Source organism: Prosthecobacter dejongeii (genome assembly GCF_014203045.1).
Taxonomy (GTDB): Bacteria; Verrucomicrobiota; Verrucomicrobiia; order Verrucomicrobiales; family Verrucomicrobiaceae; genus Prosthecobacter; species Prosthecobacter dejongeii.
The window spans coordinates 247,672-272,971 of record NZ_JACHIF010000010.1 but is presented as its reverse complement, the minus strand read 5'-3'; the positions used below and the strand labels follow the sequence as shown (position 1 = coordinate 272,971).

General features: G+C 55.0%; 22 protein-coding genes. 13 read left to right on the top strand and 9 right to left on the bottom strand.

The window, feature by feature from the left end; translation table 11 throughout:
• Nucleotides 1–73: 73 nt before the first annotated feature.
• Nucleotides 74–715, bottom strand: a complete 642-nt coding sequence (locus HNQ64_RS20535; protein ID WP_184212217.1) for a hypothetical protein — start codon at nucleotides 713–715, stop codon at nucleotides 74–76.
• 131 nt (nucleotides 716–846) lie between these two features.
• On the opposite strand from HNQ64_RS20535, the gene HNQ64_RS20530 reads away from it, so the two are divergent.
• Nucleotides 847–3,930: a DUF1553 domain-containing protein gene (locus HNQ64_RS20530; protein WP_184212215.1), complete on the top strand. Its 3,084-nt coding sequence runs from the start codon at nucleotides 847–849 to the stop codon at nucleotides 3,928–3,930.
• A 20-nt stretch (nucleotides 3,931–3,950) separates the two neighbouring features.
• Nucleotides 3,951–5,354 carry a DUF1501 domain-containing protein gene (locus HNQ64_RS20525; RefSeq protein WP_246431144.1) on the top strand — a complete coding sequence of 468 codons (1,404 nt, stop codon included), beginning with the start codon at nucleotides 3,951–3,953 and terminating at the stop codon, nucleotides 5,352–5,354.
• Nucleotides 5,355–5,360: 6 nt separating this feature from the next.
• Here HNQ64_RS20525 and HNQ64_RS20520 read toward each other — a convergent pair whose 3' ends face one another.
• Nucleotides 5,361–6,833: a phospholipase D-like domain-containing protein gene (locus HNQ64_RS20520; protein WP_184212211.1), complete on the bottom strand. Its 1,473-nt coding sequence runs from the start codon at nucleotides 6,831–6,833 to the stop codon at nucleotides 5,361–5,363.
• Between the two features lie 285 nt (nucleotides 6,834–7,118).
• Here HNQ64_RS20520 and HNQ64_RS20515 point away from each other — a divergent pair, with 285 nt between their 5' ends.
• Together HNQ64_RS20515 and HNQ64_RS20510 are read left to right on the top strand one after the other, a co-directional pair.
• A complete protein-coding gene (locus HNQ64_RS20515) occupies nucleotides 7,119–7,877 on the top strand; it encodes a creatininase family protein (RefSeq protein WP_184212209.1) in 759 nt (252 codons plus the stop codon).
• Nucleotides 7,878–7,883: 6 nt separating this feature from the next.
• Nucleotides 7,884–9,101 carry an MFS transporter gene (locus HNQ64_RS20510; protein ID WP_184212207.1) on the top strand — a complete coding sequence of 406 codons (1,218 nt, stop codon included), beginning with the start codon at nucleotides 7,884–7,886 and terminating at the stop codon, nucleotides 9,099–9,101.
• A 10-nt stretch (nucleotides 9,102–9,111) separates the two neighbouring features.
• Here the strand turns inward: HNQ64_RS20510 and HNQ64_RS20505 are convergent, their stop codons facing one another.
• The 6 genes from HNQ64_RS20505 to HNQ64_RS20480 form a co-directional block, all read right to left on the bottom strand.
• Nucleotides 9,112–9,825: an ABC transporter ATP-binding protein gene (locus HNQ64_RS20505; protein ID WP_184212205.1), complete on the bottom strand. Its 714-nt coding sequence runs from the start codon at nucleotides 9,823–9,825 to the stop codon at nucleotides 9,112–9,114.
• A 65-nt stretch (nucleotides 9,826–9,890) separates the two neighbouring features.
• On the bottom strand, nucleotides 9,891–10,301 hold the full coding sequence (locus tag HNQ64_RS20500; RefSeq protein WP_184212204.1) for a YlbF family regulator: 411 nt from the start codon (nucleotides 10,299–10,301) through the stop codon (nucleotides 9,891–9,893).
• Between the two features lie 133 nt (nucleotides 10,302–10,434).
• Complete coding sequence (locus tag HNQ64_RS20495; RefSeq protein ID WP_184212202.1) at nucleotides 10,435–11,685, bottom strand: O-antigen ligase family protein; 1,251 nt, start codon at nucleotides 11,683–11,685, stop codon at nucleotides 10,435–10,437.
• A 21-nt stretch (nucleotides 11,686–11,706) separates the two neighbouring features.
• Complete coding sequence (gene asnB, locus HNQ64_RS20490) at nucleotides 11,707–13,656, bottom strand: asparagine synthase (glutamine-hydrolyzing) (RefSeq protein ID WP_184212200.1); 1,950 nt, start codon at nucleotides 13,654–13,656, stop codon at nucleotides 11,707–11,709.
• Nucleotides 13,657–13,668: 12 nt separating this feature from the next.
• The gene (locus tag HNQ64_RS20485; RefSeq protein ID WP_184212198.1) at nucleotides 13,669–15,930 is read right to left on the bottom strand and encodes a glycosyltransferase; all 2,262 of its coding nucleotides are present in this window, start codon (nucleotides 15,928–15,930) and stop codon (nucleotides 13,669–13,671) included.
• A gap of 113 nt (nucleotides 15,931–16,043) precedes the next feature.
• Nucleotides 16,044–16,937: a hypothetical protein gene (locus HNQ64_RS20480; protein ID WP_184212196.1), complete on the bottom strand. Its 894-nt coding sequence runs from the start codon at nucleotides 16,935–16,937 to the stop codon at nucleotides 16,044–16,046.
• A gap of 109 nt (nucleotides 16,938–17,046) precedes the next feature.
• On the opposite strand from HNQ64_RS20480, the gene HNQ64_RS20475 reads away from it, so the two are divergent.
• Together HNQ64_RS20475 and HNQ64_RS20470 are read left to right on the top strand one after the other, a co-directional pair.
• Nucleotides 17,047–18,174, top strand: coding sequence for a M20 family metallopeptidase (locus HNQ64_RS20475; RefSeq protein WP_246431143.1), 1,128 nt, complete (start codon nucleotides 17,047–17,049; stop codon nucleotides 18,172–18,174).
• Between the two features lie 144 nt (nucleotides 18,175–18,318).
• Entirely contained in the window at nucleotides 18,319–19,245 is a 927-nt protein-coding gene (locus tag HNQ64_RS20470) for an amidohydrolase family protein (RefSeq protein ID WP_221305518.1), read from the top strand.
• 120 nt (nucleotides 19,246–19,365) lie between these two features.
• Here the strand turns inward: HNQ64_RS20470 and HNQ64_RS20465 are convergent, their stop codons facing one another.
• A complete protein-coding gene (locus tag HNQ64_RS20465; protein WP_184212192.1) occupies nucleotides 19,366–20,244 on the bottom strand; it encodes a hypothetical protein in 879 nt (292 codons plus the stop codon).
• 256 nt (nucleotides 20,245–20,500) lie between these two features.
• Between HNQ64_RS20465 and HNQ64_RS20460 the strand changes: the two genes are divergently transcribed.
• The 7 genes from HNQ64_RS20460 (at nucleotide 20,501) to HNQ64_RS20430 (ending at nucleotide 25,296) form a co-directional block, all read left to right on the top strand.
• Nucleotides 20,501–21,157: a hypothetical protein gene (locus tag HNQ64_RS20460; RefSeq protein WP_184212191.1), complete on the top strand. Its 657-nt coding sequence runs from the start codon at nucleotides 20,501–20,503 to the stop codon at nucleotides 21,155–21,157.
• A 91-nt stretch (nucleotides 21,158–21,248) separates the two neighbouring features.
• Nucleotides 21,249–21,740: a hypothetical protein gene (locus tag HNQ64_RS20455; protein ID WP_184212189.1), complete on the top strand. Its 492-nt coding sequence runs from the start codon at nucleotides 21,249–21,251 to the stop codon at nucleotides 21,738–21,740.
• Between the two features lie 285 nt (nucleotides 21,741–22,025).
• Nucleotides 22,026–22,673, top strand: coding sequence for a hypothetical protein (locus HNQ64_RS20450; RefSeq protein ID WP_184212187.1), 648 nt, complete (start codon nucleotides 22,026–22,028; stop codon nucleotides 22,671–22,673).
• A 296-nt stretch (nucleotides 22,674–22,969) separates the two neighbouring features.
• Nucleotides 22,970–23,365, top strand: a complete 396-nt coding sequence (locus tag HNQ64_RS20445; protein ID WP_184212185.1) for a hypothetical protein — start codon at nucleotides 22,970–22,972, stop codon at nucleotides 23,363–23,365.
• A 78-nt stretch (nucleotides 23,366–23,443) separates the two neighbouring features.
• The gene (locus HNQ64_RS20440) at nucleotides 23,444–23,620 is read left to right on the top strand and encodes a hypothetical protein (RefSeq protein ID WP_184212183.1); all 177 of its coding nucleotides are present in this window, start codon (nucleotides 23,444–23,446) and stop codon (nucleotides 23,618–23,620) included.
• Nucleotides 23,621–23,948: 328 nt separating this feature from the next.
• Entirely contained in the window at nucleotides 23,949–24,779 is an 831-nt protein-coding gene (gene kdsA, locus HNQ64_RS20435; RefSeq protein WP_184212181.1) for a 3-deoxy-8-phosphooctulonate synthase, read from the top strand.
• 1 nt (nucleotide 24,780) lies between these two features.
• Nucleotides 24,781–25,296 carry a hypothetical protein gene (locus HNQ64_RS20430; RefSeq protein WP_184212179.1) on the top strand — a complete coding sequence of 172 codons (516 nt, stop codon included), beginning with the start codon at nucleotides 24,781–24,783 and terminating at the stop codon, nucleotides 25,294–25,296.
• The last annotated feature ends 4 nt before the right edge of the window (nucleotides 25,297–25,300 follow it).

Below are 25,300 nucleotides of genomic sequence, written 5' to 3'. Positions count from 1 at the left end.
CGCTGCCCCGCAAAAAACGCCCCTGGATGGACGCCATCTTTAGCAAAATCGAGACTCTAACCGCACCTCTGGTCTACTCTACTGCATAGTCCGGGATAAAACGCTCCAAGCTCATGCCCGCACGATCTGCCAAGAAAGAATTTGAGAGGTGCGTATGTGGGGCTTTTTGAATGAGGTCTAACACGTCTAACAAACGATCCGGTATATCTTGGGTGGGAGGTAACTCTAGTCTCGCGAAAGCACTGTGCAGAAGGGCAGCGCTTTCATGATAGAGGCGATGATCCCGCAAGGCGTGAGGTGCCTCGGCATGTGTCCGTAGAACTGCTTGGAGCTGGAGACGCAGAGTTTCATCAACGGGCAAGACGACCGGACCCACCGGCACGGTGCCCGCAAGGCGTGTGACGGTGAAATGCAGCCAATAGTGACAGGCCGTGACAGGGCCGCAGCAGTCAAAAATGGTATTGGCAGGGATGAGCACGTATTCATCTGGCAACAGTGGAATTTCACGCCCTTGATAGCGGAGGTGGCAACCCGCTTTAGGATTGTGGTAGAAGCGCCAAAAAGGACTGTCCACCCCTTCATGATTCCAGTTTTCCAGCGCAGGTTGGAAGCCACTTTCATGAATCAAAAAGGCTGACCAGCCGGCCCGGGCTACTGGAGATAAGCTGACACCCCAGGGAGTGGTGTAATTCAGGTATTTACGTTTGGTCGCCATGCCTTTCAAAAGAATCGGACACGGAGAACTTCTTGGCAAGGGGATGTGACAAGGCGATTACAGCTTACGTGTGTCACGATTAGACACAGATAAATCTCAAAGAGGCAACAGGGTGTTGCGTATAATGCAGCATGACTTGGAAGGTTTCACTTTCTCCAAATGCTTTTCTTGGCCTTGCATTAGCAGGCCTATGGCTGGCTAGCATTGTGCCTGCCCTGGCAGAAAAGATGGAGTTTAATCGAGACATTCGCCCCATCCTTTCAGACAAGTGTTTCCACTGCCACGGCTTTGACCCTAAAACGCGAAAAGGGGATCTGCGCCTGGATGAACGTGCTGCCGCCGTCGCCGATGGCCACATCGTGCCAGGGGATGCGCTGAAAAGCCTAATCATGGAGCGTGTGCTGTCTCATGACGAAGATGAAGTGATGCCGCCACCTGAATCCAAACTGGGGCGCCTAACTGAAAGTGAAATTGCCAAGTTGAAGCAGTGGGTGAATGAAGGCGCAGAGTATCAAAAGCACTGGAGTTTCATCGCCCCAGATCTGAATGAGATGCCTCGCTGGAAGGCGGAGGCCAAAACTGCTGGGGCAAAGGGGCCGATCGATTACATCGTTACTGAAGGACTCAAATCGCGAGGGCTGAGGCTGCAACCCAAAGCGGATGCGGCCACGCTGCTACGACGTGTCAGTTTTGACCTGACGGGCCTACCGCCTTCCGCAGAAGAGGTTTTGGCATTGACGGCGGATTCTCAAAATCATGCTTATGAGGCCCTCGTGACTAGACTCCTCGCTTCGCCCGCCTATGGGGAGCGCATGGCGGTGGACTGGCTGGACGTGGCGCGCTATGCCGATAGCTACGGATTCCAGGTGGATCGCCTGCGGGAGGTGTGGATGTGGCGTGACTGGGTGATTGAGGCATTCAATCAGAACCTTCCGTTTGATCAGTTCATCACCTGGCAGGTGGCGGGTGATCTTCTTCCAAATGCGACAGATAAGCAGATTTTAGCGACGGCTTTTAACCGCCTGCATCAGCAAGAGGCTGAGGGAGGCTCTGTGGAGGAGGAATACCGCATCGAGTATGTGGCGGATCGTGTGCAGACTTTCGCCACGGCATTCCTGGGACTGACGTTTGAGTGCTCTCGCTGTCATGATCATAAATATGATCCCATCAAACAGACCGAGTACTATGGTTTATCAGCCTTTCTTCAGAACATTGACGAGGCGGGTCTGTATTCCTATTTCACGCAATCAGCGCCCACACCAGCCTTCAAGCTGATGGATGAAGGGCAGAAAAAGCAGAAGCGTGAACTTCAAAAGAAAATCACCGAACTCGAACGGCAACTAATGGAGGTGCAAGGAAAGGTGGCGGGCGAAGGTCTAACTACCCTTGATTGGCCAGATGGTGTGCCGCCAAATTCAGAGGGACAGATCGCTCATTTCACATTTGATGTTTTGGACAAAAATAAGTTAGCCGATGCGCTGCATCCCTCGCCTGTCACGAAAGATCCGAAAGACAAAGTGGTAGATCCTGCGGCCATCTTGAAGGGTGGAAACAAGCTTGTCGAGGGACGTCTGGGCAAGGCTATCCAGTTCTCCGGTGATGATCCGGTGGAGACTCCGGTCGGCAATTTTCATCGGCATGATCCCTTCAGTGTGTCTTTGTGGATGAAGACGCCCGATGTGAAAGAGCGGGCCGTGGTCATGCACCGCTCGCGTGCCTGGACAGATGCCGCCAGCCGAGGGTATGAGCTATTGATTGAAGAGGGGAAGCTGAAGTGGTCGCTCATTCATTTTTGGCCGGGTGATGCCATTTCCATTCGTGCGATGGAGGAACTGCCTCTCAACGAATGGGTGCATGTGGTGGTGACCAACGACGGCAGCAGCCGGGCTGCTGGCCTGCGCCTGTATGTGAATGGAAAGCGGGCAGAGGTCGAAATTATTCGAGACCACCTGACGCGTGACATCACTGGGGGAGGCGGGGACAATATTAGCCTTGGCGAACGCTTTCGAGATCGTGGTTTCAAAGACGGCTGGGTAGATGAGTTGCGAGTGTTTGATCGTGATGTTTCTCAAAGTTCAAACACTGCTCTGAATCCCTTGTTGACCAAGCTTCAGGCGGCGCGTGCCCAGTTGACGGCGTTTAGCGATTCTCAAAAAGAGATCATGGTGATGGAGGAGCTGCCCCAACCCAAAGCTGCGTATGTTTTGTTTCGTGGGGAGTATGACAAACGTGGGGAGGTCGCTCCGCCTGTGACTCCCGCCTTCCTATCGCCTTTTCCCAAAGACGCCCCTCTGAACCGCCTGGGCCTGGCCCGCTGGTTGACCGCGCCGGATCATCCTTTGACTGCTCGTGTGACAGTGAATCGCTTATGGCAAAGTTTGTTTGGCCGGGGATTGGTAAAGACCAGTGAGGACTTTGGAAGCCAAGGAGAAAAACCGCTTTACCCAGAGTTGCTCGACTACCTTGCATTGCGGTTGATCGAAACCGGCTGGGATATGAAGGCGCTGGTCCAAGAAATCGTCTCCAGTGATGTTTATCAGCAACGCAGTCTGGCCGATGCCGCAACGATGGCTGATGACCCGGAGAACCAATGGTTAGCACGTGGCGCGCGGTTTCGCCTGCCTGCGGAGATGATCCGTGACAATGCCCTTGCCAGTGCCGGTTTGTTAAAAGCCCAGATCGGCGGCCCACCGGTGAATCCTTATGAGATGGCGGAGGCTTTTAAGCCGGCGAAAGTGGCAGAAGATGGCAGTGTTTACCGTCGCAGTCTATACACTACTTGGCAGCGAACCAGTCCGCCTCCGGCGATGGTAGCCTTCGATGCACCTCGGCGGGCGGTTTGTTCAGCCAAAAGAGAACGCACCGACAGCCCTCTGCAGGCTCTGATTTTGCTCAATGGCACACAGTATGTCGAAGCCGCGCGTGTGCTGGGGGAAGGGATGGTGCGTGAATGCCGGGAGGATGTGGCAAAGATGATCGAGTACGGTTTCTTGCGCTGCCTGAGCCGTCTCCCGGATGCAGCAGAGGTGAACATTTGCACGCGCCTTTATGAAGAGCAGTTGAAACACTTTCAGTTAAACCCAAAATCGGCTGTGGCTCTGATCCAGACAGGGCACGCCCCCAAAGATGAAGCTTTACCAGTGGCCGCGACAGCTGCGGCCACCGTAATGGCGCAGGCTCTTTTAAACCATGACGCAGCCGTTGTGAAACGATGAACACCGTTCCTTCACCCTTGATGAATCGCCGTACCCTACTGAATCGTTTTGGCATGGGCCTAGGCGGTGTGGCCCTGGCTGAAATGCTGAGTAAAGAGCAGGCCCAAGCTGCGGATGCAGGTATCCTAGGGGCTCCGCATGCTGCTCCTAAGGCCAAGCGGATCATTTATCTCTTCATGTCCGGCGGGCCTTCACATCTGGATCTGTATGACTATAAGCCCTTGCTCAACCAACGGCATGGTGAGCAATTGCCAGACAGTGTGCGCGGCACGCAGCGACTGACGGGCATGTCGGGAAATCAAAGCTCGATTCCCATGGTGGGATCGCCATTTAAATTTACTCAGCATGGTCAGGCAGGTGGGTGGTACAGTGACTTGCTGCCTCACACAGCCTCTATTGCCGATGACATCTGTGTGGTGCGTTCGATGTTTACGGAGAGCATCAATCATGGACCTGGTGTGACCTTTTTTCAGACGGGTTCTCAGATCGCGGGACGCCCCAGTATGGGGGCTTGGTTAAGCTACGGATTAGGTGCGCAGAATGAAAATTTACCGTCATTCACAGTGCTGATCACCAAAGGTAAAGGTGGCCAGCCGCTAGGTGCCCATCTTTGGGGCACTGGGTTTCTACCCACGAAACATCAGGGGGTATTATTTCGTGCAGCGAAAGATCCCGTGTTGTATTTGGGCAATCCCGAAGGGGTCAGCGCGGGTAGCCGACGGATGATGCTGGACCGTCTGCGGGAGCTGCATGAGCATCAGTTTGCAGGCACACCGGATGTGGAAATCTCTAGCCGCATTGACCACTATGAAATGGCTTATCGCATGCAGAGCAGCATTCCTGAGGCGACGGGTATCGAGGATGAGCCCCAGTCCATCTTGGACATGTATGGGCCGGATGTGAGAACCCCGGGTACCTTTGCGGCCAACTGCCTTCAAGCGCGCCGTTTAGCGGAACGCGGGGTGCGGTTTATCCAACTTTATCACCAAGACTGGGATCATCACGGCGGCCTGCCTGGGAATCTGCCTAAACTGGCCAAAGAGACGGATCAAGCCTCCGCTGCGCTCATCAAAGACCTGAAACAGCGCGGGCTTCTGGATGACACCCTTGTGGTGTGGGGAGGGGAATTTGGCCGAACCAATTATTGTCAGGGGAAAATCAGCGCCAATTTTGGTCGCGACCATCATCCGCGCTGTTTCACGGCCTGGATGGCAGGTGGTGGAATCAAGCCTGGCAGTGTCTATGGCGAAACGGATGAATTTGGCTACAACGTCGCTAAGGACGGTGTCCATATCCATGATTTTCACGCCACTTTACTGCATCTTTTGGGCATTGATCACGAAAGGCTCACCTACAAGTTTCAGGGGCGTCGTTACCGTCTCACCGATGTCCACGGTCATGTAGTGAAGGGGCTGCTGGCCTAACGAATGTTAGAGTAAATTCTCCCACGGTAAATGAGTGAGTAGCCAGTAGGAGACACGTTTTTTGATCGGAACCTCAGGGTCTGCACGATGAGTGATGGGCTGCCCGTGCTGAGTTTTGCCTTTCCATGTCAGGCGATTGTTTTTCTCCTGATTGACTTGCCAGCAGTTCTCCGGTTGGAGGTCCTCCATGAGGTAGTTTTTCAGTCGTGCGGCAAAGGTGGGGCTATTGATAATCACGCCTGTCTCCGTGTTGATGTACTTGGAGCGCGGATCCATGTTGTATGAGCCGATAAAGGAGATTCGATTATCCACCACAAGTCCCTTGGTATGCATACCCAGAAGGGTAGGCTTTGGCGTGTGGAGGTAGTCTTTGCGGGCAGGGGCGCGGGCGTTCAATTCGTAATAGGCAGCTCCTGTTTCGAGCACTTCCTTTCTCCGATTGGCAATACCTGTCATGGCAAGCAGGCCATCTATGGAGGCTAGTGAATTGGTGAGCAGTCGGATGTTCACACCGCGCTTGGCCGTTTCTTGGAGTAAGGCCAAAGTTTCCTCTTGGGGAATGAGATAGGCGGCATGCATGATCACCTCCTTTTGGGAGCCTTCGATGGCATCTTCCACCGTCCGCCAAACGGGGGAGGCTACTTTACCCTTGCGAAGCATGCGTTCAGGCGGATCGGCGATGAATTCATACTCAGCCCACACCATCCGGTCAGAGAGTTCATCCAAGATTTTTCGGGCATCCTCACGGGCGAGGGTGATGGGGTAAGCATAGCTGTGATGACGGGCCAAGTGGCCCTTTTTGCGGTCAATGTTCTGCCGCATGTCTTGCAGCTTATCTTGATCCTTAGCGGTGAGTTTGGTGCGATCTCCTTTGCGAGTGAGCGGGGAGTTCCAATAAAGATTAAACGACTGGGTGGCGGCATTCACCACTGGACCTTGGGCGATGAAGTCCAGATCCCTCATGTTGTGCTTTCGATCCACGCCGAAATAGGTGTCTGCCAAATTACGCCCTCCACCGATGAGTAATTTTTTGTCGGCGATGAGGATTTTGTTATGCATGCGGCTCTGCATGCGATCAATCTCACCAATCAAGGGAATAGGATTGCCTGCAAAGATCCCCTTCAGCGCTGTCATGGGGTTAAAGAACGCGATCTCAATGTTGGGATGTGCGGCCAGGGTGGCAGACTTCACTTCACTCTGAGCACCATGGGTGATGTCCAGCAGCATGCGCACTTTCACGCCCCGGTCTGCTGCTGCCAGCAGGCGATCCGCGAACACTGTGCCACACACGTCATCCGCCCAGATGAAATATTGGAAATCCAGGGTCTTTCGGGCAGATTCGACTACCGCTAAGCGTGCCAAATAAGCCTCTTTGCCATCGGCCATCATTTCAAAGCCGGAGGTCCCTTCACGGCGCACGGTGCGTTTCTTCGTCGCCTGAGCAATGGTTTCTTGATCTGCCAAAAAGGAAGTCGGCACGGGTGTTTGTCGGGCTGAATGGCCCGTGCATGAGGCAAGGAGGACGAGGCTGCAAATTCCCCAAAGTATGCGAGTGAGGAAGTATTCGGAATGATGACACGGAGCTGTCGGGGGCATGGCGAAAGAGAAATTGGACTCAAATCGTGCAGAAAGACACATGCACTTCGCACGAATTATTCAAGTTGAGCCTGTTTTTTGTTATTCAAACCAATTGCGATCATTTGTGATACGAATGTCTGCATTTTAGCAAAATGGGTTTCGAGCACCGTTGTAAAAAATCTCCACATGCAGCTCACAGATCTGACTTGGCCAGAAATTGCCACTCTCGATAAAAACACGCCCGTCGTGTTTCCCATCGCGGCGCTGGAGCAACATGGCAGGCACATGCCGCTTTTTACAGACTCTTTATTGATGGGGGAGATCGCGCGACGGGCAGAGCTAGAACTAGGAAATGAGGTCCTGTTTGCCCCGTTGCAGTGGCTGGGTAATTCGCATCATCATCTGGACTTTCCTGGCACTCTTTCCGCAGAGCCACGCGTGTATCTGGACTTGCTTGTGGGCCTTCTAGAAAACTTTATCGCTCACGGTTTCCGTCGCCTGATCCTCCTCAATGGTCATGGGGGCAATGATGTGCCAGGAAAACAGGCGGTGTTTGAGGTGCGTCAGCGGCATCGCCAGCGGGATGATTTACTCCTTCTTTTTGCCACTTACTGGAGCCTGAGTCCAGACGCGGGCACTACGCACCCTGAACTGGGGCAAAAAGTCATGGGGCATGCCTGTGAGTGGGAAACATCCATGGTCTTGAGGCTCGCTCCGCATTTAGTGAAGCCTTTGGACGGCGTAACGGATGTGCCCTTTGGCAATAGCTTTGAGCCTGCAGCGCGCGGCTGGATCATGCAGGATCGCTCTGCTCCCGGACACGTGGGAGATCCCACTCAAGCGACTGCAGAAAAGGGAGAGGCATTGTTCCAGGGCTTCACCCGAGATGTCGTGGCGCTGCTGCGACGCATGCTTCTTTGGAACGGAAAAAGCTGGGATGGTTGATGATTTATGACACGCTCCCCTTACTGGAAATGGTGGATCACAGGCCTGCTTTTGCTTGCCACGACAATCAATTACATGGACCGCGTCACGCTGGCGAACGCCTCCGTTCGTGTGACTCAGGAGTTCGGCCTGAATGATGAGCAGTATGGCAATTTGGAACTCACTTTTGGTTGGGCCTTTGCCGCAGGGTCGTTGGTCTTTGGTTTCCTGGCGGATCGCATTCGCATCTACTGGTTGTACCCTTGCGTGCTCGCAGGTTGGTCGCTGATGGGCATGCTGTCCGGCTGGACCCAGGATTACACGGGACTGCTGGTTTGCCGCACCTTGCTGGGTTTTTTTGAGGCAGGGCACTGGCCGTGTGCGTTAAAGACGACCTTTGCTGTCCTGACAGAAAAAGATCGGACCATGGGTAACAGTGTCTTGCAGAGTGGGGCCTCCATTGGGGCTATCATCACTCCTCAGGTGATGATGCTTTTGATGACAGAGGATCTTGGTTCCTGGAGATCTGCCTTTGTCGTGGTGGGGGCATCTGGGCTGCTATGGGTGGTGGCATGGTTCCTCATGCTGCGGCCTCGGGATCTGGATGTGCCTGCCCGTGCAGTGACAGTGGCCCCTGTGAATCTGGGCAGCATCCTTATCAGTCCTAGCTTTTGGGCACTGGCTCTACTGATCACAGGCACGCAGACTGTGTGGCACATGTACCGAGTTTGGATGATGAAGTTTTTGCAAACGGGACGTGGCTATGCGGAGAGCGAGGCGCTGAATTTTAATTCGCTCTATTACATCTCCACCGATGTCGGCTGTGTCATGGCGGGGGTGGCCTCGCTTTGGCTCGTGCGGCGATTCCATTGTTCACCGCACCAATCACGGCGCTGGGTGTATGCCGCTGCTTGTGGACTCACCTCTCTCAGCGTGGCCTTACCCTGGCTGGGGCAGGGATGGTTATTGCTCGGCGTGCTGTTGCTCATCGGCGCAGGAGCTTTGGCCCTTTTTCCCTGCTACTACACCTTTGTACAGGAATTGTCAGAAGAGCACGTGGGTCGCCTGACCGGATTGCTCAGTTTTTGGGTCTGGGTCATTACCTCGCCGCTGCATCGTTGGTTCGGCAAATTGGCCGATAGCACAGGTTCCTACGACCTGGGGTTGGTCATCGCGGGGCTTGCGCCATGGATCGGCGTCTTCGCCATGAGGTGGCTTTGGCGGCCTCAGGCTCGGCTAGCGTGAGGCCTACTTTTTACCACTTCAGGCTGGTCACAGGCACCCGCGTTTCATTGTGATGAGATTTCACAATCTGCCCATCTTTGAGATGTAGCACGCGATCCGCCATCCCTGCCATGTCCGCATTGTGGGTAATGATGACCGTTAGGGTGCCGAGCTCGCGATTGATACGCTCCACAGCTTCCAGCACGGCAATGCCCGTATTCACATCCAGCGCTCCGGTGGGTTCATCGCAGAGTAAAACCTCTGGCTTCTTCGCAATCGCGCGGGCAATGGCCACGCGTTGCTGTTCGCCTCCACTGAGCTGGGAGGGGAAATGATCCATGCGGTGCTGCAAATTTACCAAGGCCAGGGCTTCCTCCGGCTTCATGGGGTCCCGCGAAATGTCTGTGATCAGCGCCACATTTTCCCGGGCCGTGAGGCTGGGGATGAGATTGTAAAACTGGAAGACAAAGCCCACGCAGTTTCGCCGGAAGAGCGTCAGCGTGCGCTCGTCGCCTCCGGTGAGATCCCAGCCCTTGTAGCGTAGCTGGCCACTGGTCGGTGTATCCAGTCCACCCAGGATATTCAGCAAGGTGGATTTGCCACTGCCCGAAGCCCCCAGTAGGACGACCAATTCACTGGAGTGAAATTGGATATCCACTCCATGTAGCGCCACCACGTCCAGCTCACCAGTATGGTAAACTTTCCGCAGGGCACGGGCCTCAAAAATGGGAGCGGAGGGAGGCATGGGGAATCAGTGCTCAGGAGATCAGTAGAGGCAGCACCCTGAGCACTGGAAGAATCGTGCAGGACTCAATGGCAGCCGCAGCCTTCGCCACAACCAGCTTGGCCAAAGACTTCGTCGTGAGTCGGCACCCGGCCTTTTTCCAGAGTCTTGGTAACAAAACCATTCACTTTGTTAGCCACATCTTGCAGCAAGTCCTGGGCAGCCATGAAGCTCTGGATCACTTCATTGCCATCAGCCTGGTCTTGTAGCGCCTGAAAACGGCTGACTTCGGCGGGCTCCATCTCCGCCCCGCTGCGGTGACGCTGCTCCAGGCTGCGGCCCAGGGTCATCACATCACGGTAAAGAGAGACTGCACCTTCATCAGCCAAGAAAGTTTCGGCTTGGTTACGGGCAGCCTGCACTTCAGGATCTGCGGCGATAGCGGCGCACAGAGCTTCAATGTGGGAGGCGATGATCGGATCGATAGCGGCGTTCATGGAGGGGGAGGCTAGCTGGAAAAGCGGAAATTGTCGAATGGCGGATTGGAGTTTTGTGGATACGCCGGTAAACCTAAGAAAGAGGCCAAATTCGCCGCGTAAGCCCCCCGCATGCAAGGTTGCAGATGTCACCTCACGGGGTGGCGGGAGACGCGGGCGTGGCCACGACGATGCGAAAACGTTGCGGCCATAGAATGAAGGCTGCAGTTGCCAGCGCGAGATAGTAATGTGGCATCTCGATCCGTCCCTGACCCGCTGGGGTATAAGCGATGATGGCAAACAGCAGATAACCCGCCTTTCCCCCGGTCATGAAACTGCGGACGACCAGTGCCCCCAGGGTGCCTACAAACAGCAGGAGCCCAGGGATGCCCAACTCTAACAAGATGGAGACATATTCATTATGCGGAGCGTAGAGCACACCAGAAACGCCCGTGCCGTGGCCTAACAAAGGCTTTTGCATGACACCTTCCCAGCCGTGCGCTAGGTCCTGGGCTCGTTCAGGTGATTTTAGCTTTTCGAAGTCCAGTTCATAGATAGCCTGGAGGCGGTCAGATGTGTTTTTATCCTTCACCACGCCCTGTTCCGTACGGCTTTGAAGAATGGCAAATCCGACGCCTGCAGCAGGAATGGCGATGGCGGCCATGAGCAAAAGGAAGGGCAGATTTCGCCGAGCGTTTTGGAGGATGTACACGGTGCACATGAGGGCCAAAACCACAAAGCCACTGCGCCCATAGGTAAGGGCCACCCCCACGAAAGAAACCGCGATGAGTAAGCAATTCAGCTTAAAACTGCGACATAAAGCAAACGTGATGCCCAGCATCTCGCAGAGCAAAACGGGGGGGAAGTTCGGATGACTATTAAAGCCTGCGAAGCGGCCATTGATGCTGGAAAATTTGGCGAGGCCTAGCATTTCGGCGACTTCAGATCCCGTCGTCATGAAGATGGCCAAGATGGCGGCCCACCTTACGGCATTCATGCCTGGAGTGGTGGATAAGACAGCCAGCGTGGCCAAGATGATCAGCATGATGCGCAGGTGGTCCATCCCCGCCTGATTCTGGAGAGTCGTGACCGAGCGTGAAAGCAGCGCGGCATCAAACAATCGTACTGCCGGCAGCAGCAGCACCAGCAAACTCACGGGTGCAAAACGGATCCCACTCAAAGCGGAGAGACCGATGCAGCCCGCCACCACCACCACGGTGTAAAGCGAGGGTTTCAGCGGAGAGATCCCGGCATTGTAGAGACCGATGACCACATCTGCCGCGAGCAGCCCTAAAATGGTGCCGCAGATCCAGACGACCATCCGGTGCACCAGAGGATCTGGTTTTGCCAAGGCCCCCGGATGAGCCTGCAGACTGGCTGCATGGAGTGGCGATGAAGGATGCATGGGAACAGATGAAGATCTTGATTACTTCTGCTCTGCTAGCCAGGCCTGGAACATCAAAATATCCCACAGATAAAACTGCCAGTTGCGCGTGCCACTCAGATGCTCCTGCCATTTTTGGCGGATGGGCGCGGGGTGGAAAAAGCCTTCACGTTTCAGCCGTGTCTCGCTGAGCAGATCTTCTGCCCAATCGCGCATCTCAGCTCGCAGCCATTGCCCCAGAGGTACACCGAAGCCGCGTTTGGGGCGGTCAATCATTGCTTTTGGAACGTGGCGGTAGAGGGTCTCCCGCATCAGCCATTTACCCTTACCCTGGCGCACTTTCATAGAGTAAGGCACTCGCCAGGCGAACTCGATGAGGTCGGTATCCAGCAGAGGAATGCGTCCTTCCAGGCTTACCCCCATGGCGGCGCGATCTACCTTAGTGAGGATGTCCCCTGGCAGATAGTTTTCCATGTCCAGGTGCATCATGCGATGGGTGAAATCCGTCACCCGTGGCCAGCCTTTTTTGTTCGTGATGCTGGTCTGTGGATCATGACCGCCGATCACGATGTTTTCAGGCTGTTTCCAGTGCGACATCAAATTCAGATACAGCGTCTCCATGCCTGGCGCGGCCACGACTTCGGCGAGTTTGTGCAACTTATCCCCGAAAGGAACATGCCGCAGACGTTTTGGCAAAACCGGACCCGCCATCGAGCCTAACGAATTGAGTGTATGAGGTGGCAGGAAGGTCATGGCGCCTGCGACGGTCTTCTTGAGCGCCGGAGGCATCCAGGCAAATTTATCCCAAAGACTGCGGCCTACAAAATAGCGCTCGTATCCACCAAACAGCTCGTCTCCAGCATCACCGCTCAAGGCCACTGTAACATGCTGTCTCGCCATTTTGCAGACGAGGTAAGTCGGGATCTGCGAGTAATCTGAAAACGGCTCATCATAGAGTGCTGGTAGCAAAGGAATGGTGGCCAGGGCATCCTTACCCGTCACATACATCTCGGTATGGTCCGTGCGCAGATGATTTGCCACGGCTTTAGCAAACTCCGCCTCATTGTATTCCGGGACGTCAAAGCCGATGGTGAAGGTGCGTACAGGTCGCGTACTTTGCGCCTGCATCATCGCGACGATGAGGGAGGAATCCACCCCACCAGAAAGGAAAGCTCCCAGAGGCACGTCTGAGATCATGCGCATGCCTACGGCTTTCCTGAGGATGGATTCAAAGGTATCTATCGCTTCCGTTTCTGTCCCGGTGAAAGGGTGGTCCACGCCATATTCAATGACCTCACGCAAAGACCAATAAAGTTGAGGGACAGGTTTGTCGCCGGGAGCGCTCAGGGTGATGAGGGACGCCGGAGGCAGCTTATGAAAGCCCTGGTAGATGCAGTGCGGATCGGGGATGTAATTGAACCGAAGTTGGCTGCATAATGCATCCCTGTTGATGCCTGCATCGAAGCCTGGAAACTGGCGCACGGCCTTCAGTTCTGAAGCGAAAACGAAGGTGTTGCCTAACCACCCGTAATACAAAGGTTTTTCTCCCAGGCGGTCACGTCCCAGGTGCAGGGCACGCTCTTGTTTGTCCCACACGGCAAAGGCGAACATGCCATTGAACTGCCGAGTCGCCTCGGCCACGCCCCACTGGAGAAATGCAGCTAGCATGACCTCTGTATCGGAGTGACCCCGCCAGGAATGGCCGTGAGGCTCCAGCTCTGCGCGCAGTTCCTGAAAGTTATAAATCTCTCCGTTAAAGACCAGGACAAAACGACCGTCAGCACTGGCCATGGGCTGGTGCCCCAGAGGGGACAGATCCAAGATGGAAAGGCGGCGGTGGCCTAGGGCGATGCCCGTCTCGGCATCTACCCACGCACCGGCATCGTCTGGCCCGCGCAGGATGATCGCATCCGTCATGCGGGTGATCTCCGCCGTCATTTGGTCTGACGTGCGAGAACGAGGAAGAGTGAAATAACCGGCGATGCCGCACATAAGATTTTAGCTTCAGGGATGGCTCACCAAAACGGCGGCATGAGTCTCACGGGAGGGCGATGAGACAGGGGGATTGAGGAGGGTTTCAAACTGAGCCAGCACACTGCCCAGGGAAAAATGACGCAGGATGTGTTCTCTCCCCGCTTGTCCCTGGGCTCGGCGCTCTTGGGGAGGCAGGTGCAAGATTTTCAAGCAGGCTTCAGCCAAGGTCGTAGGGGAGCGGGGCGGGACTCGCAGGCCAGTTTCACCCATCACCCAGGCGGTGTCGCCCACATCCGTCGCCACCACGGGCACGGCGCAGGCCATGGCTTCACCGACCACGTTTGGAAAACCTTCACTCAATGAGGAAGAAACGGAAAGATCCAGCTCGGCAGTCAGTTGCGGGAGGTCATTTCTCTCACCCAGCAGCTTCACGTGATCTGCCAGTCCCAGGGTGCGAACTTGGATCATGAGTTCGGCATTCCTTTCATCCACATCGGTGCCCACAAGAATAAACTGCGCCTGCGGTATTTCCCTCACGATGAGCGCAGCGGCTTCCAAAAAAACCGGGTAATCTTTGATGGCTGAGTAGCGGCCAAAACGACCGATTTTCACCTGCGATTCTGTCACGCGCTTCTGATCTTCAGACGCCATGGGATGCCATTTCTCCAGGTCAAAACCATTGGCGATGAGTAACGTTTTCGAAGCAGCGTAACCCAGTTTCTCATGCTGCTGGGCGCTGATCTTGGAATTGTAGGTGATCCGACTGACCCAGCGTGACAAAGGGACCAGACTGCGGATGACCCAGGCGGTTCCGCGTTTCTCCAACGTGAGATCGTAAAGGCTCTGCCGGATGTTCCACACCACCGGGGCCCACACCACCAGCCGTGCCAGCATGGCGGCCAAACAGCCATGATACATCCAGCCCATGATGACGGTGGGTCTAGCTTGCCTAACTAATTTTAAAAATTGCCACAGTCCCGTTAGCGAAGGTTTTCCAGCAGGCATGTCCAGCGTATGCACCCGCGCGCCCGCTGCCCGCAGCGGCTCGATGTGTTTACCTCCCGCCGTGAGCGAAAGTACCGTGTGATGCAGATGCGGCAGCCCCTGAATGATCTGGGCCATCATCATCTCCGCGCCGCCAGTCCCTAGGCCCGGGATGATCCATAACACACGCGTGGTGGCGTTACCTCCCTTTGCCACATCCCTCAGCACCTGCGCCGTTTTCGTGACCATGCTCTCTGGCGTAAAATCTTTCTGGATGCGCACCCGGTTTTTATTTCCTAACTCACGCCGTTCTTCCGCAGGCAGGGCGATGAAACTGCGCATCCGCTGAGCGAGTGCTTCAGCATTGCCGGGCTCAAAGATCCAGCGCGCATCGGCGATCAACCAGGCTGAATCGCCCACATCACTGGCGATGCAGGGCAGACCACAGGCCATCGCCTCGCCGATCACATTGGAAAAGCCCTCCCCGTAACTGGAGGAAGAGACCACACAGTCCAGCGTGGGATACACCTGGGGCAAGTCTGTGCGCACGGGCTCCCAGGAAACACGCCCCGCGATACCCAGCGTCTCCGCCAGTTGCCGCAGTTCTCCGGCATAAGGTTCGTCTCCACTGCCGATGATGCGGCCGCGTGCATGAGGCACCAGTGCCAGAGCGCGGAGGAAGGTCCCGTGATCCTTCATCGGGTGCAGTCTGCCCACCACGGTAAACGTATCTCCATGCAGGGCAGGGGAGTGGTGGCCCCAGCGCTCGGCTTCAATGGCGTTCGGGATCACCTCAAAGGATGGCTCCGGGTACCCTTGGCCCACATACCATTTCCGCCCCGCATGGGAGTTGGCAATGATCCGGTCTGCAAAACCTGAAAACAGGCAGTTGAGGCGGAAGCTCATCCTGCCCAGCAGCCCCCACGTCGCGGCATCCGTGCTGGAATCCCGGATACCCCACACGATTCCCGGCCAGCCACAGAAGGGCTTCAGCATGAGGGCCATCAGATTGGATTCGTGGAGGTAGCCATGAATTACCTGGGGCCTGAGATCACGCATGATTTTAACAAGGCGAAAAAAGAACCCCGCCAGATCCCAGCGTGACTTCTTACCCACGCAAATCGTGCGAATGTTTGCCGCTCGCAATTCGGCTTCAAAAACACCCGTGTAAAAATGCACCACGGTGATGTCGAAGTCGCCTCTGGCAGCCAGGGCCTTGGCCAGGGCCGTCATCTGCCGCTGAGCTCCGCCGGGCCCAAGATCCCGGATGAGGAAAGCGATGCGACAAGGCTGAACGGGTGGCGGCATTATGAGAAACTATAATCTCAATAATCCCAGCCTGGCAATTAAGGAATCTTGATATTGGCCGCTCGCGGAGTGAAGAAAGCACTCCTAGCAGGGATGCAGGCGAATTTTTAGCGCTACTCGATCTTCACCAGCTTGGTGGAAACCTGCTGGCGCACTGGCACCTTCTGCCCCTGCACATCCAGCGTGATGTCCGCCCGGAAAGCTCCAAAGGAAACGGTGCCGCGCTCGATGTCGAAGAGGATCTGCCCATAGGTCTTGGAGCCTTTGCCGATGCTCACAGGGCGGGCCTCGATGGCGTTCGCATCATTCGTCATGTCACCTTCAAAGCTGATCTTCGCATGCGGTCCCGTATCGTAGTTCACGATGGCGTCGAATTTCACCCGCAGGTCCACCTTCACCGTGCCAGCACTGGGGAATTTGATCGTCTCTTGGGAGGTCCAGCGGTCGCCAGGTTTTACCTGGATGTGCGGCAGCCCCATCTCGAGCGAGCGCCGATACAGCTCCGCCACTTCTTTTGCTTCCGCGATCCCGGAAAGGGAAGGATTACCCAGAGCCGTCGGGGACATGGCTCCTGTGTCCTTCACTTCCACAAACTTGTCCTTGCCGTCATAGACGAGGATGAAGGACTTGCCCACACTCTGGCCGATGGATGACTGGATCATCGGATGAGCGTCCTTAAGATTCGTCGAGTCAAACGCCTGCTTTTTCCCCTGCAACATGACCTCCCCTGCCATCGCTTCGAAGGTCACTCGCGCCTCTTTCGTGCCTTCCGGTTCCCCCGTCACTTGGATCACGGTGGTCTGTTTCACCTTCATTTTCACCTCATCGGCCTTTTTGGCAGAAGGCAGCCCGGTAAAGGTCTCGGTGGTGGTTTCCTGAGTGTAGGTTTTTCCAGGCAGCCAGCGCAGGTTTAGCGACACCGGTTCCTCCTGGGCCAGCAGTGCAGGGCTGGTGAGCAGGGCGGCCAAAAGGACCCCATGGCGGGCGGCGGAAAGGAAGGAAATCATCGCGGACTGGAGCTAAGGGCAAAACCCGCCCGTCTGCAACTGCGGTCACAAGAATGCGCGTGTGCGTCATTGTCAAACCAGCCCGCCTTGCCCATGCTGCATGCTCACCATGACTCCCGTCATCCAGACTCTGGCAGATCTCGTCCGCATCAACAGCGTCAACTCCTCCTATGACGGCGGCCCTGGCGAGCGCGAGGTGGCCACCTACGTTCACCAGTTTTTCCAGCAGCGCGGCATCGAAGTGTGGGAGCAGGAGGTTTTCCCCGGTCGCCCCAATGTCCTCGCCCGCCTGCCAGGGAAAAATCCCCATCGTCGCCTCGTTCTGGAGGCCCATACAGACACCGTCTCCGTCCAGGGCATGACCATCCCGCCCTTTGACCCCGTCATTCGGGAAGGCCGCATGTATGGCCGGGGCAGTTGCGATACCAAGGCCGGACTCGCCACCATGATGCATGCCCTCGCTTCGCTCAAGGAGGAGGGCATCACCCCTCCGTGCGAGATCCTCCTGGCCGCCGTCGTGGACGAGGAGTACTCCTACCGGGGCGTGGTGAAACTGTGCGAAGATTTAAAAGCCGACGCCGCCATCGTGGCCGAGCCTACAGAACTGCGCGCCATCATCGCGACCAAAGGCGTGCTGCGCTGCCGCATCCTTGTCCATGGCCGCGCCGCCCATAGCTCCAAGCCCCACCTCGGCATCAATGCCATCACCGGCATGGCCCGCGTCATCGCCGCCATTGAGGCTGACAATGCCCGCCTAGCCACCCTGCGCCATCCGCTGGCAGGGGAGGGGACTTGCAACATCGGCGTCATCCACGGTGGCGTGCAGGTGAACTTCGTGCCCGACCGCTGCGCCATCGAGATTGATCGCCGCCTCCTTCCTGGCGAGCGTGCGGAGGATGCCGTGCGCCAATACCAGGCATTGCTGGCCTCCATCCCAGGCCTCCAGGCCGAGGTGGAGTTCCCCCTCCTCCTCGTGGATGAGGGGCTGGACACTCCCGCCCAGGCCGATGTGGTCCACACCGCTAGCCAAGTACTCACCGAGCTGGGCCTCGATCCCGCCCCCGGCGGCGTCCCCTTCGGCTGCGATGCCAGCAAGCTCTCCCGCGCCGGCATCCCCAGCATCGTCTTCGGCCCCGGCAGCATTGATCGCGCCCACACCGTGGATGAATCCATCGAGCTCCACCAAGTCCAGCTCGCCTACGAGTTCCAACGAAGATTCCTCCTCAGCTTCACGTAGCACCTCTCAGCGCCACCCTTCAGTGCTAGCAAAATGAACTCTCCCTCCTGCTTCTGCCCCTCGCACTGAATACTGAACACTGAACACTGAACACTGAACACTGAACACTGAATACTGAATACTGAATACTGAATACCGATCCCCATGTCCACCCTCTCCCGCCGCCAGTTCCTCACCACCGCAGCCACCGCCGCTCTTGGCACCCAGATGAGCAGTTGCGCCACCCTCGCCAGCGGTAGCGCCATTGATGCCCATGTCCATGTTTGGACGCCTGATACCCAGCGCTACCCCCTTGCCTCTGGTTTCGAAAAGAAAAACATGGCCCCTGCCAGCTTCACGCCGGAGCAGCTCTTTGCCCATTGCAAACCCGAAGGCGTCAGCCGCATCGTCCTCATTCAGATGAGCTTCTATCGGTATGACAACCGCTACATGCTCGATGCCATCGCCGCCCACCCCGGCGCCTTCTCCGGCGTCGCCATCATTGACGAAAATGCCCCCGACGTCCGTGGCCGCATGAAGGCCCTGGCCAAACAAGGCGTGCGCGGTTTCCGCATCTACACCGCCAGCAAGGATGTCGAAGCCTGGCTCGCCACCCCCGGCATGCAGGAAATGTGGAAAGTCGCCGCTGATGAAGGCCTGAACATCTGCCTCCTCATCAATCCCGAAACCCTCGCCGCCGTGGACAAGATGTGCATCAAGTATCCCCAGACCCCCGTCGTGGTGGACCACTTCGCCCGCGTCGGCATGGCCGGCCCCGTCACCCGCGCCCATCTCGACCGCCTGCTGCATCTATCCGTCCACAAAAAGCTCACTCTCAAAACCTCCGCATTCTACGCCCTGGGGAAAAAGACCCCGCCCTACACCGACCTCGCCCCCATGATCAAAGAGTGCCGCGACTACTTCGGTGCCGATCGCCTCATGTGGGCCAGCGACTGCCCCTTCCAGGTGGACCCCGGCCACACCTACAAAGACTCCATCGCCCTCATCCGCGACCACCTCGACTTCCTCACCCCCAGCGAAAAAGCCGCCATGCTCGGCAAAACCGCCGAACGCGTGTTCTTTGGGGCTTAGGGCGTGCGTGAATCAGCGGGTTGTGCCCGGCTCGGGCGGAGCATTACTGCGGTGGGTAGTGATGCGGAGTCGAGTACCTGTGCAAGTTCTAGAGTTGGCTCCCTTGACGTTGCAAGCCGATCACTTCACGAAGCTGCCATTGCGCCATTTTTTGAGAAAGTGAACCACGTCATCCGCACTAATCGGACGATTCGATAGCAATCCTGGGGCGTTGATCAGTTTCGGCACTTTCTCCAGAAGGCCGGCCGTTACCGCCGCATCGTCTGCATGCAGATTACCTCCGGCGGAAGCATAGGCAGCAATCACACCGGCCACATCGAGCTTTACGGACGTCAGTGCATGGTATTGGAGAGCACGGGCAGCGTTCGGCTTGTCTAAAAATTCGCCAAGTGTATCTGGAGTAGGCCCCAATAGCAGGTTAGCGTCCTGTTCTAGCAAAAAAGCATTGCTTGCCTCAATCAGATTCACGGGTTTTCCGCTCTGCAACTCTGCGACCAAGGCGCGTGCTTGTTTGGAATCAGGAGCACTCGTCTTTAGCATGGTGATCAGTGAAGACCTGCTAAATCGATTGGATGCGATTGAAGCCAGCAGAGATCGCGCTTCGTCTGGCGACAAATGGCCGCTGATCAGGCCGGGCACAATGCTGTTGTACAGTTTCACCTCACAGTCAGCAGAGACGAGAGCGTTCTCGTAGGCGGGAGTTTCAGACACCCCTTGATGCAGTTCGACCAACTCGGACAATTGACGTTTGGCTGCCTCTGCATTCCCATCGGTCCACAGGATACTCACGCTGGCAGCTTGTTTCCAAGCCGTCCTGACCTCTGGCAATTTGGCTCCGCCATCCGCAGGCGTCAGGTTGGCTGGCATGCTGGTTATTGTCGGAGTCTTCTTCGATGAAGCCGCCGCTGCCGTTTGTTCTGTCTGCTTGTCACAAGACGCGGAGCACACAGCGATGAATACCGCGAGGGCACGGAGTATGGATTGAGAGTGTTTTTTCATTATGGTCAGTCGGTTCCCGCTGGTGGTGTGGTGCCAGAACCTGGGGCCAAATTGAACTTTCCGAGGGCACCTGTTCCATAGGATTGAACCACTTTGATGCTCACAAAAAAGACTTTTCGCTTGGTCGGATACAGTCTTGCCTGGCATCTTTTCCTGAAGCGTTTTGTAATGAGCAGTTGCGACTACGTTGTCCTGCGAACAAGATCGAATTCCTTCTGAAAACTTACTGGCTTGAGGTGGGGCATTGGTCGTTGAAATGGAACATCCAGCTTTGCGGAAGATGAAAACTATTTGTGAACTTGTTGAAATCGTTCTGAAAGATAGAAAGGAAGGGTCTCACACATCATCGTGTGGGCCTCCGACCAAGGTGCCCCAGCCACTTGAAGACAATGGATATCCCGCAGATTTGATCGAATTTTATACATTATGCAGCGGGCTTTACTATTTACCCAAAGATCCCTACCGATACAGGCTCGTTCGGCCAGATGAGTTTATCCGGGCGGATTACAGCGACCATTTGTGGCATGCGTCGCATCGAAAAGATCTCTTGAAGAATGGAATAGCGAAAGATCAATATATCATCGCTACTCTCGACGAAGTTGGTGCGACTATCGTCATTGATCTTTCACAGAGATTTCTTGGTCGATGCTACAGAGTGTATTACGATACGTTTGGGACCCCACAAGCCCCAATTATTGCGACTTCTTTTACTGATCTTCTTAACTTGCTAATTCTTGAAGCTTTTGAGTTCGATGAAGAACTAAAATGCTATGGCTATTTCGGAGACGCAAATCTTTTGCCTGAAAGGGTTAGTCATGAGGTTTTGTATGAGACGCGCTGGCAAAATTTTCCGAAACCATGGGAGATAGATTCGTTCTGGGCGGACCTGAAGCGGCAGCAAGACAAAGCCTGACTATCTGCGCACCTTCTACCTCCAGACCATGAACAACTGGTTACACAACAAGCATCTGCCAGGCAAAAAGGCCACAACCTCCTACCTTTCCATGAAAACCTACATTCTTGTTGGTGCTCTCTTGGTGTTCACACAGCTTGCTAAGTCTAGTGGCCGTAATGCACCAAGTGAGGTCAAGGCATCTGACTGTGTTCGATTCATCATGGATGCCAAAATGCGTCTCGATAAACACCCCGTGGACGATCAACCAGACGAGGTTTTTACTTCTATGGATTATGCTTTATCCAAAAGCGACAGCATTACTGGAGTCCTCGGAGTTGTGTCGCTTTGGTCGAAGGGTAAGGATGGACTTGTTGAGCTGGTTTGGTGGCGACAACAGGACGCAACGGTGCGGAGAGCAGCGCTTCTTTTGTTCTATTCGATGAAAAAAGAAGAAGCCTCTGGCTTTCCAGGGTTTGAATCATTCGCAAAACGATTTGAAGCTGGTGAAGCCGAAAGTAGGGCAAAAGAGATCGCTGAAATGAAGGTAGTTGCTCAAGCGAGTAGAGGCGATTTGATGAAATCCTTGGGCGTTCCAAAGTGAACGCACTGGCCTTCAGCCTGCGACGCCTCGCCAACCCACCCCGGCCGGTGGCTGAGCTTGGCAATATGCCAGCGGGGTAAGTCCATCGTGTTTAGCGGTGTCTTGAGGGTATCCGTCAAACCAAGCCCCGTATGAGAATTATTAAGAAAGAAAAAAGATGCCAAAAGAAAAAAAGATGCCGGGCACTCAGTGCTCGGGAAGCCGCTTTGCCGCTGCCAGGTATCCGAGTGGAACACCTACCGGCCCGATTAGAACCTTTGAAGTTAATGCCTCGAATTTGAGAAGATGATGAAGCATTTTACAGAACGAGTTGGTCAGCTGATTGTCGAGCAAATTCCAAGCTTCAAATTCAAGAAGCGAGAAGGCAAATTGTTCCGATTGACTGACAACGGTTGGCAGGCAATCGCGCTTGAAGTTCTGCCGACGGCGTCACAAGGCATTGGTAAACTTGCCGCCCATGCACAAGTTCGACATGAACAAATTGAATCGCTTTACTCGCAATATCACCCCTTCTTGCAACCGAAGGAAGTGAAGCTCCATGCAACACTTACCGTGAATTGCGACGGTCTGCTGCAAAATCAAACCTTGGCTCACGGGTTTGGTCTCGATCCTGCCTCCGTAAGTGCCTTTGCGGAAGCCTATGCAGAGGCAATCAAATCCGATGTGATTCCGTGGCTAGATAAGTTTTCGGATGAACAAGCACTCTTCATCGGTCTTGCTGACAGTGATCCGATGAAATGGGCAACATCCGATCGTCTTACCCGCTTTCCTGTATTGATGGCTATTTTGGCCAGACGTGGCGACATTGTGGGTTTCGATTCAGCAGCAGCTGAGTTCCAAGATTGGTGCAAGCAAAAGCACGCTTTGGTTTACGCTCCGTTGGCTGCGGCGATGCTCAAGATGCGTCCTGTTCATGAATTGCCGCCGCCCTAAACCCCAACTAGGATTCATCAACCTATGACCTGCCGTATGACGAGACTGATTTGCATACTGCTAACGTTGCCTTTTTCACTGGGCGGCCCGGCGACCAAAACGATGCCAGGCAAGAATGGCACTCAGTTAAGCCGCTGCTCGATCGTGTTCGCGGTGGGGGATTTTTTGGGACTCTTCAACAGATGAAAGGGAATTAGTGTTAACCATGAATAGAGTAAAAGATGCCAGGCAATCAATGCTTGCCATAATAAAAGATGCGAGGCAATCAGTGCTTAACCAGGAAGGCAACATTAGGTATGAAGATAAAACGGATAAAAGTTGGAGTGCTTTTTATAACCTTACTCATTGTTAGTGTATCCATCAGTAGCTTCATTGATATCGTCAGACGATACGAAGCCGGGTTTGGTCAGAAAAGGGTTGTTGTCCTGGCGAATGCTCTCAAAGAGTATCACCAATTGAACGAGAGACTGCCTGTTCAATTGGTGAAGGATTTTGACGAAATGGGATTATTTTGTGACACTCAGGGTATTAAGTTCAATTTTATTGATCTTGATGCAGATAAATTTCAATTGTCATATGAGCCTAAACATAGTTTCAAACTTTTCTCGAAACCAATTCCGGGGAAGCTAGTTGTGAGGTGGGAAAAAGGCATGAGCGAAGTCCTCATACAAAATTCAATCCCTCGACCGTGATGGAGGGCAGCACTTGCGTATGCCATTTAAGCGTGGCACCAAGTGCTAACAATGAAAAGAATCAAAGATAGCCCGTTCATGATCCTGTTAGTCACATTTACAGTGATTGCATTTTTAGCTGCATTTGCTTGGCTGTCTGTTTCGAAGCAGTTAGGAGAAAAATTTAAGGGGATGATTTTCCTTTTTGCGGAATCGCTAGATGCTGCGTCTGATGCTCATCTGCTCAAGTCAGAAACCCATCAAAAGACTAAGTAGAATAAGCGTTAGCAACAACGACTAGCCTTGCTGTTCCACGGTATTCAAACGCATGAGGTGCCGTGACCGTATAGTCCTATGAACACCCATGTGTTCAAGAGTCTTGTTCCTTCATTAAAAGCTCCTGCCCCAACGCTCTCCGCAGAGTCTGATAATAAGGTGACATGCAACCAGCCTGCATGGGAAACAGCAAGGGAGCGATCAGAAATAGATCCTAGGCCTGCCCTTCACACTTGCTGCACTTGCTTGTTGTCAGAACTGGCGGGCCTCGCTATCCTGGTCATCGCGCGGCGGTGTACTGCTGCTGGGCGGCTTTTTTTGATCTCTCATGCTCTCTCTCCCTGTTGTTAAGGTGGGTTCCGTGCCGGTGGATGGCACGCAGCCGTTGTTCATTCTCGGTCCCTGTGTCATCGAGAGTGAGGAATTCATTTGGGATGTGGCCGAGAAGCTGGGGGCCATCGCCAACAGCCTGCGCCTGAAATGGGTCTTTAAGGCCTCCTATGACAAGGCGAATCGCAGCGCCATCAGTTCGTATCGTGGTCTGGGCGTGGAAAAAGGCTGCCGCATCCTGGCCGAGATCGGCGCAAAGCTGGGCGTGCCTGTGACCACAGACGTGCATTCGCCTGAGGAGGCAAAGATCGCCGCCGAGCACATTGATCTGCTGCAAATTCCGGCCTTTCTCAGTCGCCAGACGGACCTCATCCTCACCGCCGGTGAGACCGGGCGCGCGGTGAATGTGAAGAAGGGCCAGTTCATGGCCCCCTGGGATGTGAAAAACATCGCTGAAAAACTCGTCAGCGTGGGCTGCGAAAACTTTCTTTTTACTGAACGCGGCACGACCTTTGGTTATCAAAACTTGGTAACGGATATGAGGTCGCTATACTGGATGCGGGAGCTGGGCTATCGGGTCATTTTTGACGCGACTCATTCCGTCCAACGTCCGGGTGGGCTTGGTACCACCACGGGTGGCGATGGCAAGCTAGCCCCGGTTTTAGCCCGGGCAGCCGTAGCGGCAGGTTGCGACGGTGTTTTCATGGAAACGCATCCAAATCCGGCCAAGGCGCTGTCCGATGGGCCGAATCAGGTGCCCATGTCAGACATCGCCCATGTGGTGGAGAAACTGCGGCGGATTCACAGTCTGGTGACGGAGGATTCTTAACATGAGGTCAGGCAATACTCTGAGAACGCTGCGCCCTTGGGTGGGGCTGGGATTGCTGACCCTCGCAGCAGTGGCCCTGGCACAGACCACGGAGGCCCCCGCTGAAGGCGGCATGAGCGCCTTTGGCAAAATGATCCCGCTGGGATTTGTGAATGAAAACGTCACGGTGCCTTCCTTTAATGAGGGGCGTGCATCCTCGCTTTTAACCGCGAAAACACTGACCCGCCTGGATGAGTCTCGCCTGGGGGCTGAGGGCGTGGTGGTGGAGATTTATGGCAAGACCCCCGCAGAAAATATGCGGGTGGACCTGAAAAGCGCCGTCTATCACATGGATGAAAAGATCCTCCGCAGTGGCGAGCGCAGCCGGGTGGCCCGGACAGATTTCGAAATGGAGGGGGACAGCATGGTCTTCGACACCACGCAATCCATCGGCAGCATGAAAGGCCGCGTGCGCACATTGATCTTTGACACGGGCGCGGTCTCTGGCAAATCGGAGGGGAGCCAACCATCCAACTGATTTT

Excerpts from the sequence above, each read along its gene's own strand:
- HNQ64_RS20445 (WP_184212185.1), top strand. The coding sequence starts at position 22,970 with ATGAAGATAAAACGGATAAAAGTTGGAGTGCTTTTTATAACCTTACTC.
- HNQ64_RS20475 (WP_246431143.1), top strand. The coding sequence starts at position 17,047 with ATGACTCCCGTCATCCAGACTCTGGCAGATCTCGTCCGCATCAACAGC.
- HNQ64_RS20455 (WP_184212189.1), top strand. The coding sequence starts at position 21,249 with ATGAAAACCTACATTCTTGTTGGTGCTCTCTTGGTGTTCACACAGCTT.
- HNQ64_RS20460 (WP_184212191.1), top strand. The coding sequence starts at position 20,501 with ATGGAACATCCAGCTTTGCGGAAGATGAAAACTATTTGTGAACTTGTT.
- HNQ64_RS20515 (WP_184212209.1), top strand. The coding sequence starts at position 7,119 with ATGCAGCTCACAGATCTGACTTGGCCAGAAATTGCCACTCTCGATAAA.
- kdsA (WP_184212181.1), top strand. The coding sequence starts at position 23,949 with ATGCTCTCTCTCCCTGTTGTTAAGGTGGGTTCCGTGCCGGTGGATGGC.
- HNQ64_RS20465 (WP_184212192.1), bottom strand. The coding sequence starts at position 20,244 with ATGAAAAAACACTCTCAATCCATACTCCGTGCCCTCGCGGTATTCATC.
- HNQ64_RS20480 (WP_184212196.1), bottom strand. The coding sequence starts at position 16,937 with ATGATTTCCTTCCTTTCCGCCGCCCGCCATGGGGTCCTTTTGGCCGCC.
- HNQ64_RS20505 (WP_184212205.1), bottom strand. The coding sequence starts at position 9,825 with ATGCCTCCCTCCGCTCCCATTTTTGAGGCCCGTGCCCTGCGGAAAGTT.
- HNQ64_RS20535 (WP_184212217.1), bottom strand. The coding sequence starts at position 715 with ATGGCGACCAAACGTAAATACCTGAATTACACCACTCCCTGGGGTGTC.
- HNQ64_RS20525 (WP_246431144.1), top strand. The coding sequence starts at position 3,951 with ATGAATCGCCGTACCCTACTGAATCGTTTTGGCATGGGCCTAGGCGGT.
- HNQ64_RS20440 (WP_184212183.1), top strand. The coding sequence starts at position 23,444 with ATGATCCTGTTAGTCACATTTACAGTGATTGCATTTTTAGCTGCATTT.
- HNQ64_RS20450 (WP_184212187.1), top strand. The coding sequence starts at position 22,026 with ATGATGAAGCATTTTACAGAACGAGTTGGTCAGCTGATTGTCGAGCAA.
- HNQ64_RS20530 (WP_184212215.1), top strand. The coding sequence starts at position 847 with ATGACTTGGAAGGTTTCACTTTCTCCAAATGCTTTTCTTGGCCTTGCA.
- HNQ64_RS20430 (WP_184212179.1), top strand. The coding sequence starts at position 24,781 with ATGAGGTCAGGCAATACTCTGAGAACGCTGCGCCCTTGGGTGGGGCTG.
- asnB (WP_184212200.1), bottom strand. The coding sequence starts at position 13,656 with ATGTGCGGCATCGCCGGTTATTTCACTCTTCCTCGTTCTCGCACGTCA.
- HNQ64_RS20485 (WP_184212198.1), bottom strand. The coding sequence starts at position 15,930 with ATGCCGCCACCCGTTCAGCCTTGTCGCATCGCTTTCCTCATCCGGGAT.
- HNQ64_RS20470 (WP_221305518.1), top strand. The coding sequence starts at position 18,319 with ATGTCCACCCTCTCCCGCCGCCAGTTCCTCACCACCGCAGCCACCGCC.
- HNQ64_RS20510 (WP_184212207.1), top strand. The coding sequence starts at position 7,884 with ATGACACGCTCCCCTTACTGGAAATGGTGGATCACAGGCCTGCTTTTG.
- HNQ64_RS20500 (WP_184212204.1), bottom strand. The coding sequence starts at position 10,301 with ATGAACGCCGCTATCGATCCGATCATCGCCTCCCACATTGAAGCTCTG.
- HNQ64_RS20495 (WP_184212202.1), bottom strand. The coding sequence starts at position 11,685 with ATGCATCCTTCATCGCCACTCCATGCAGCCAGTCTGCAGGCTCATCCG.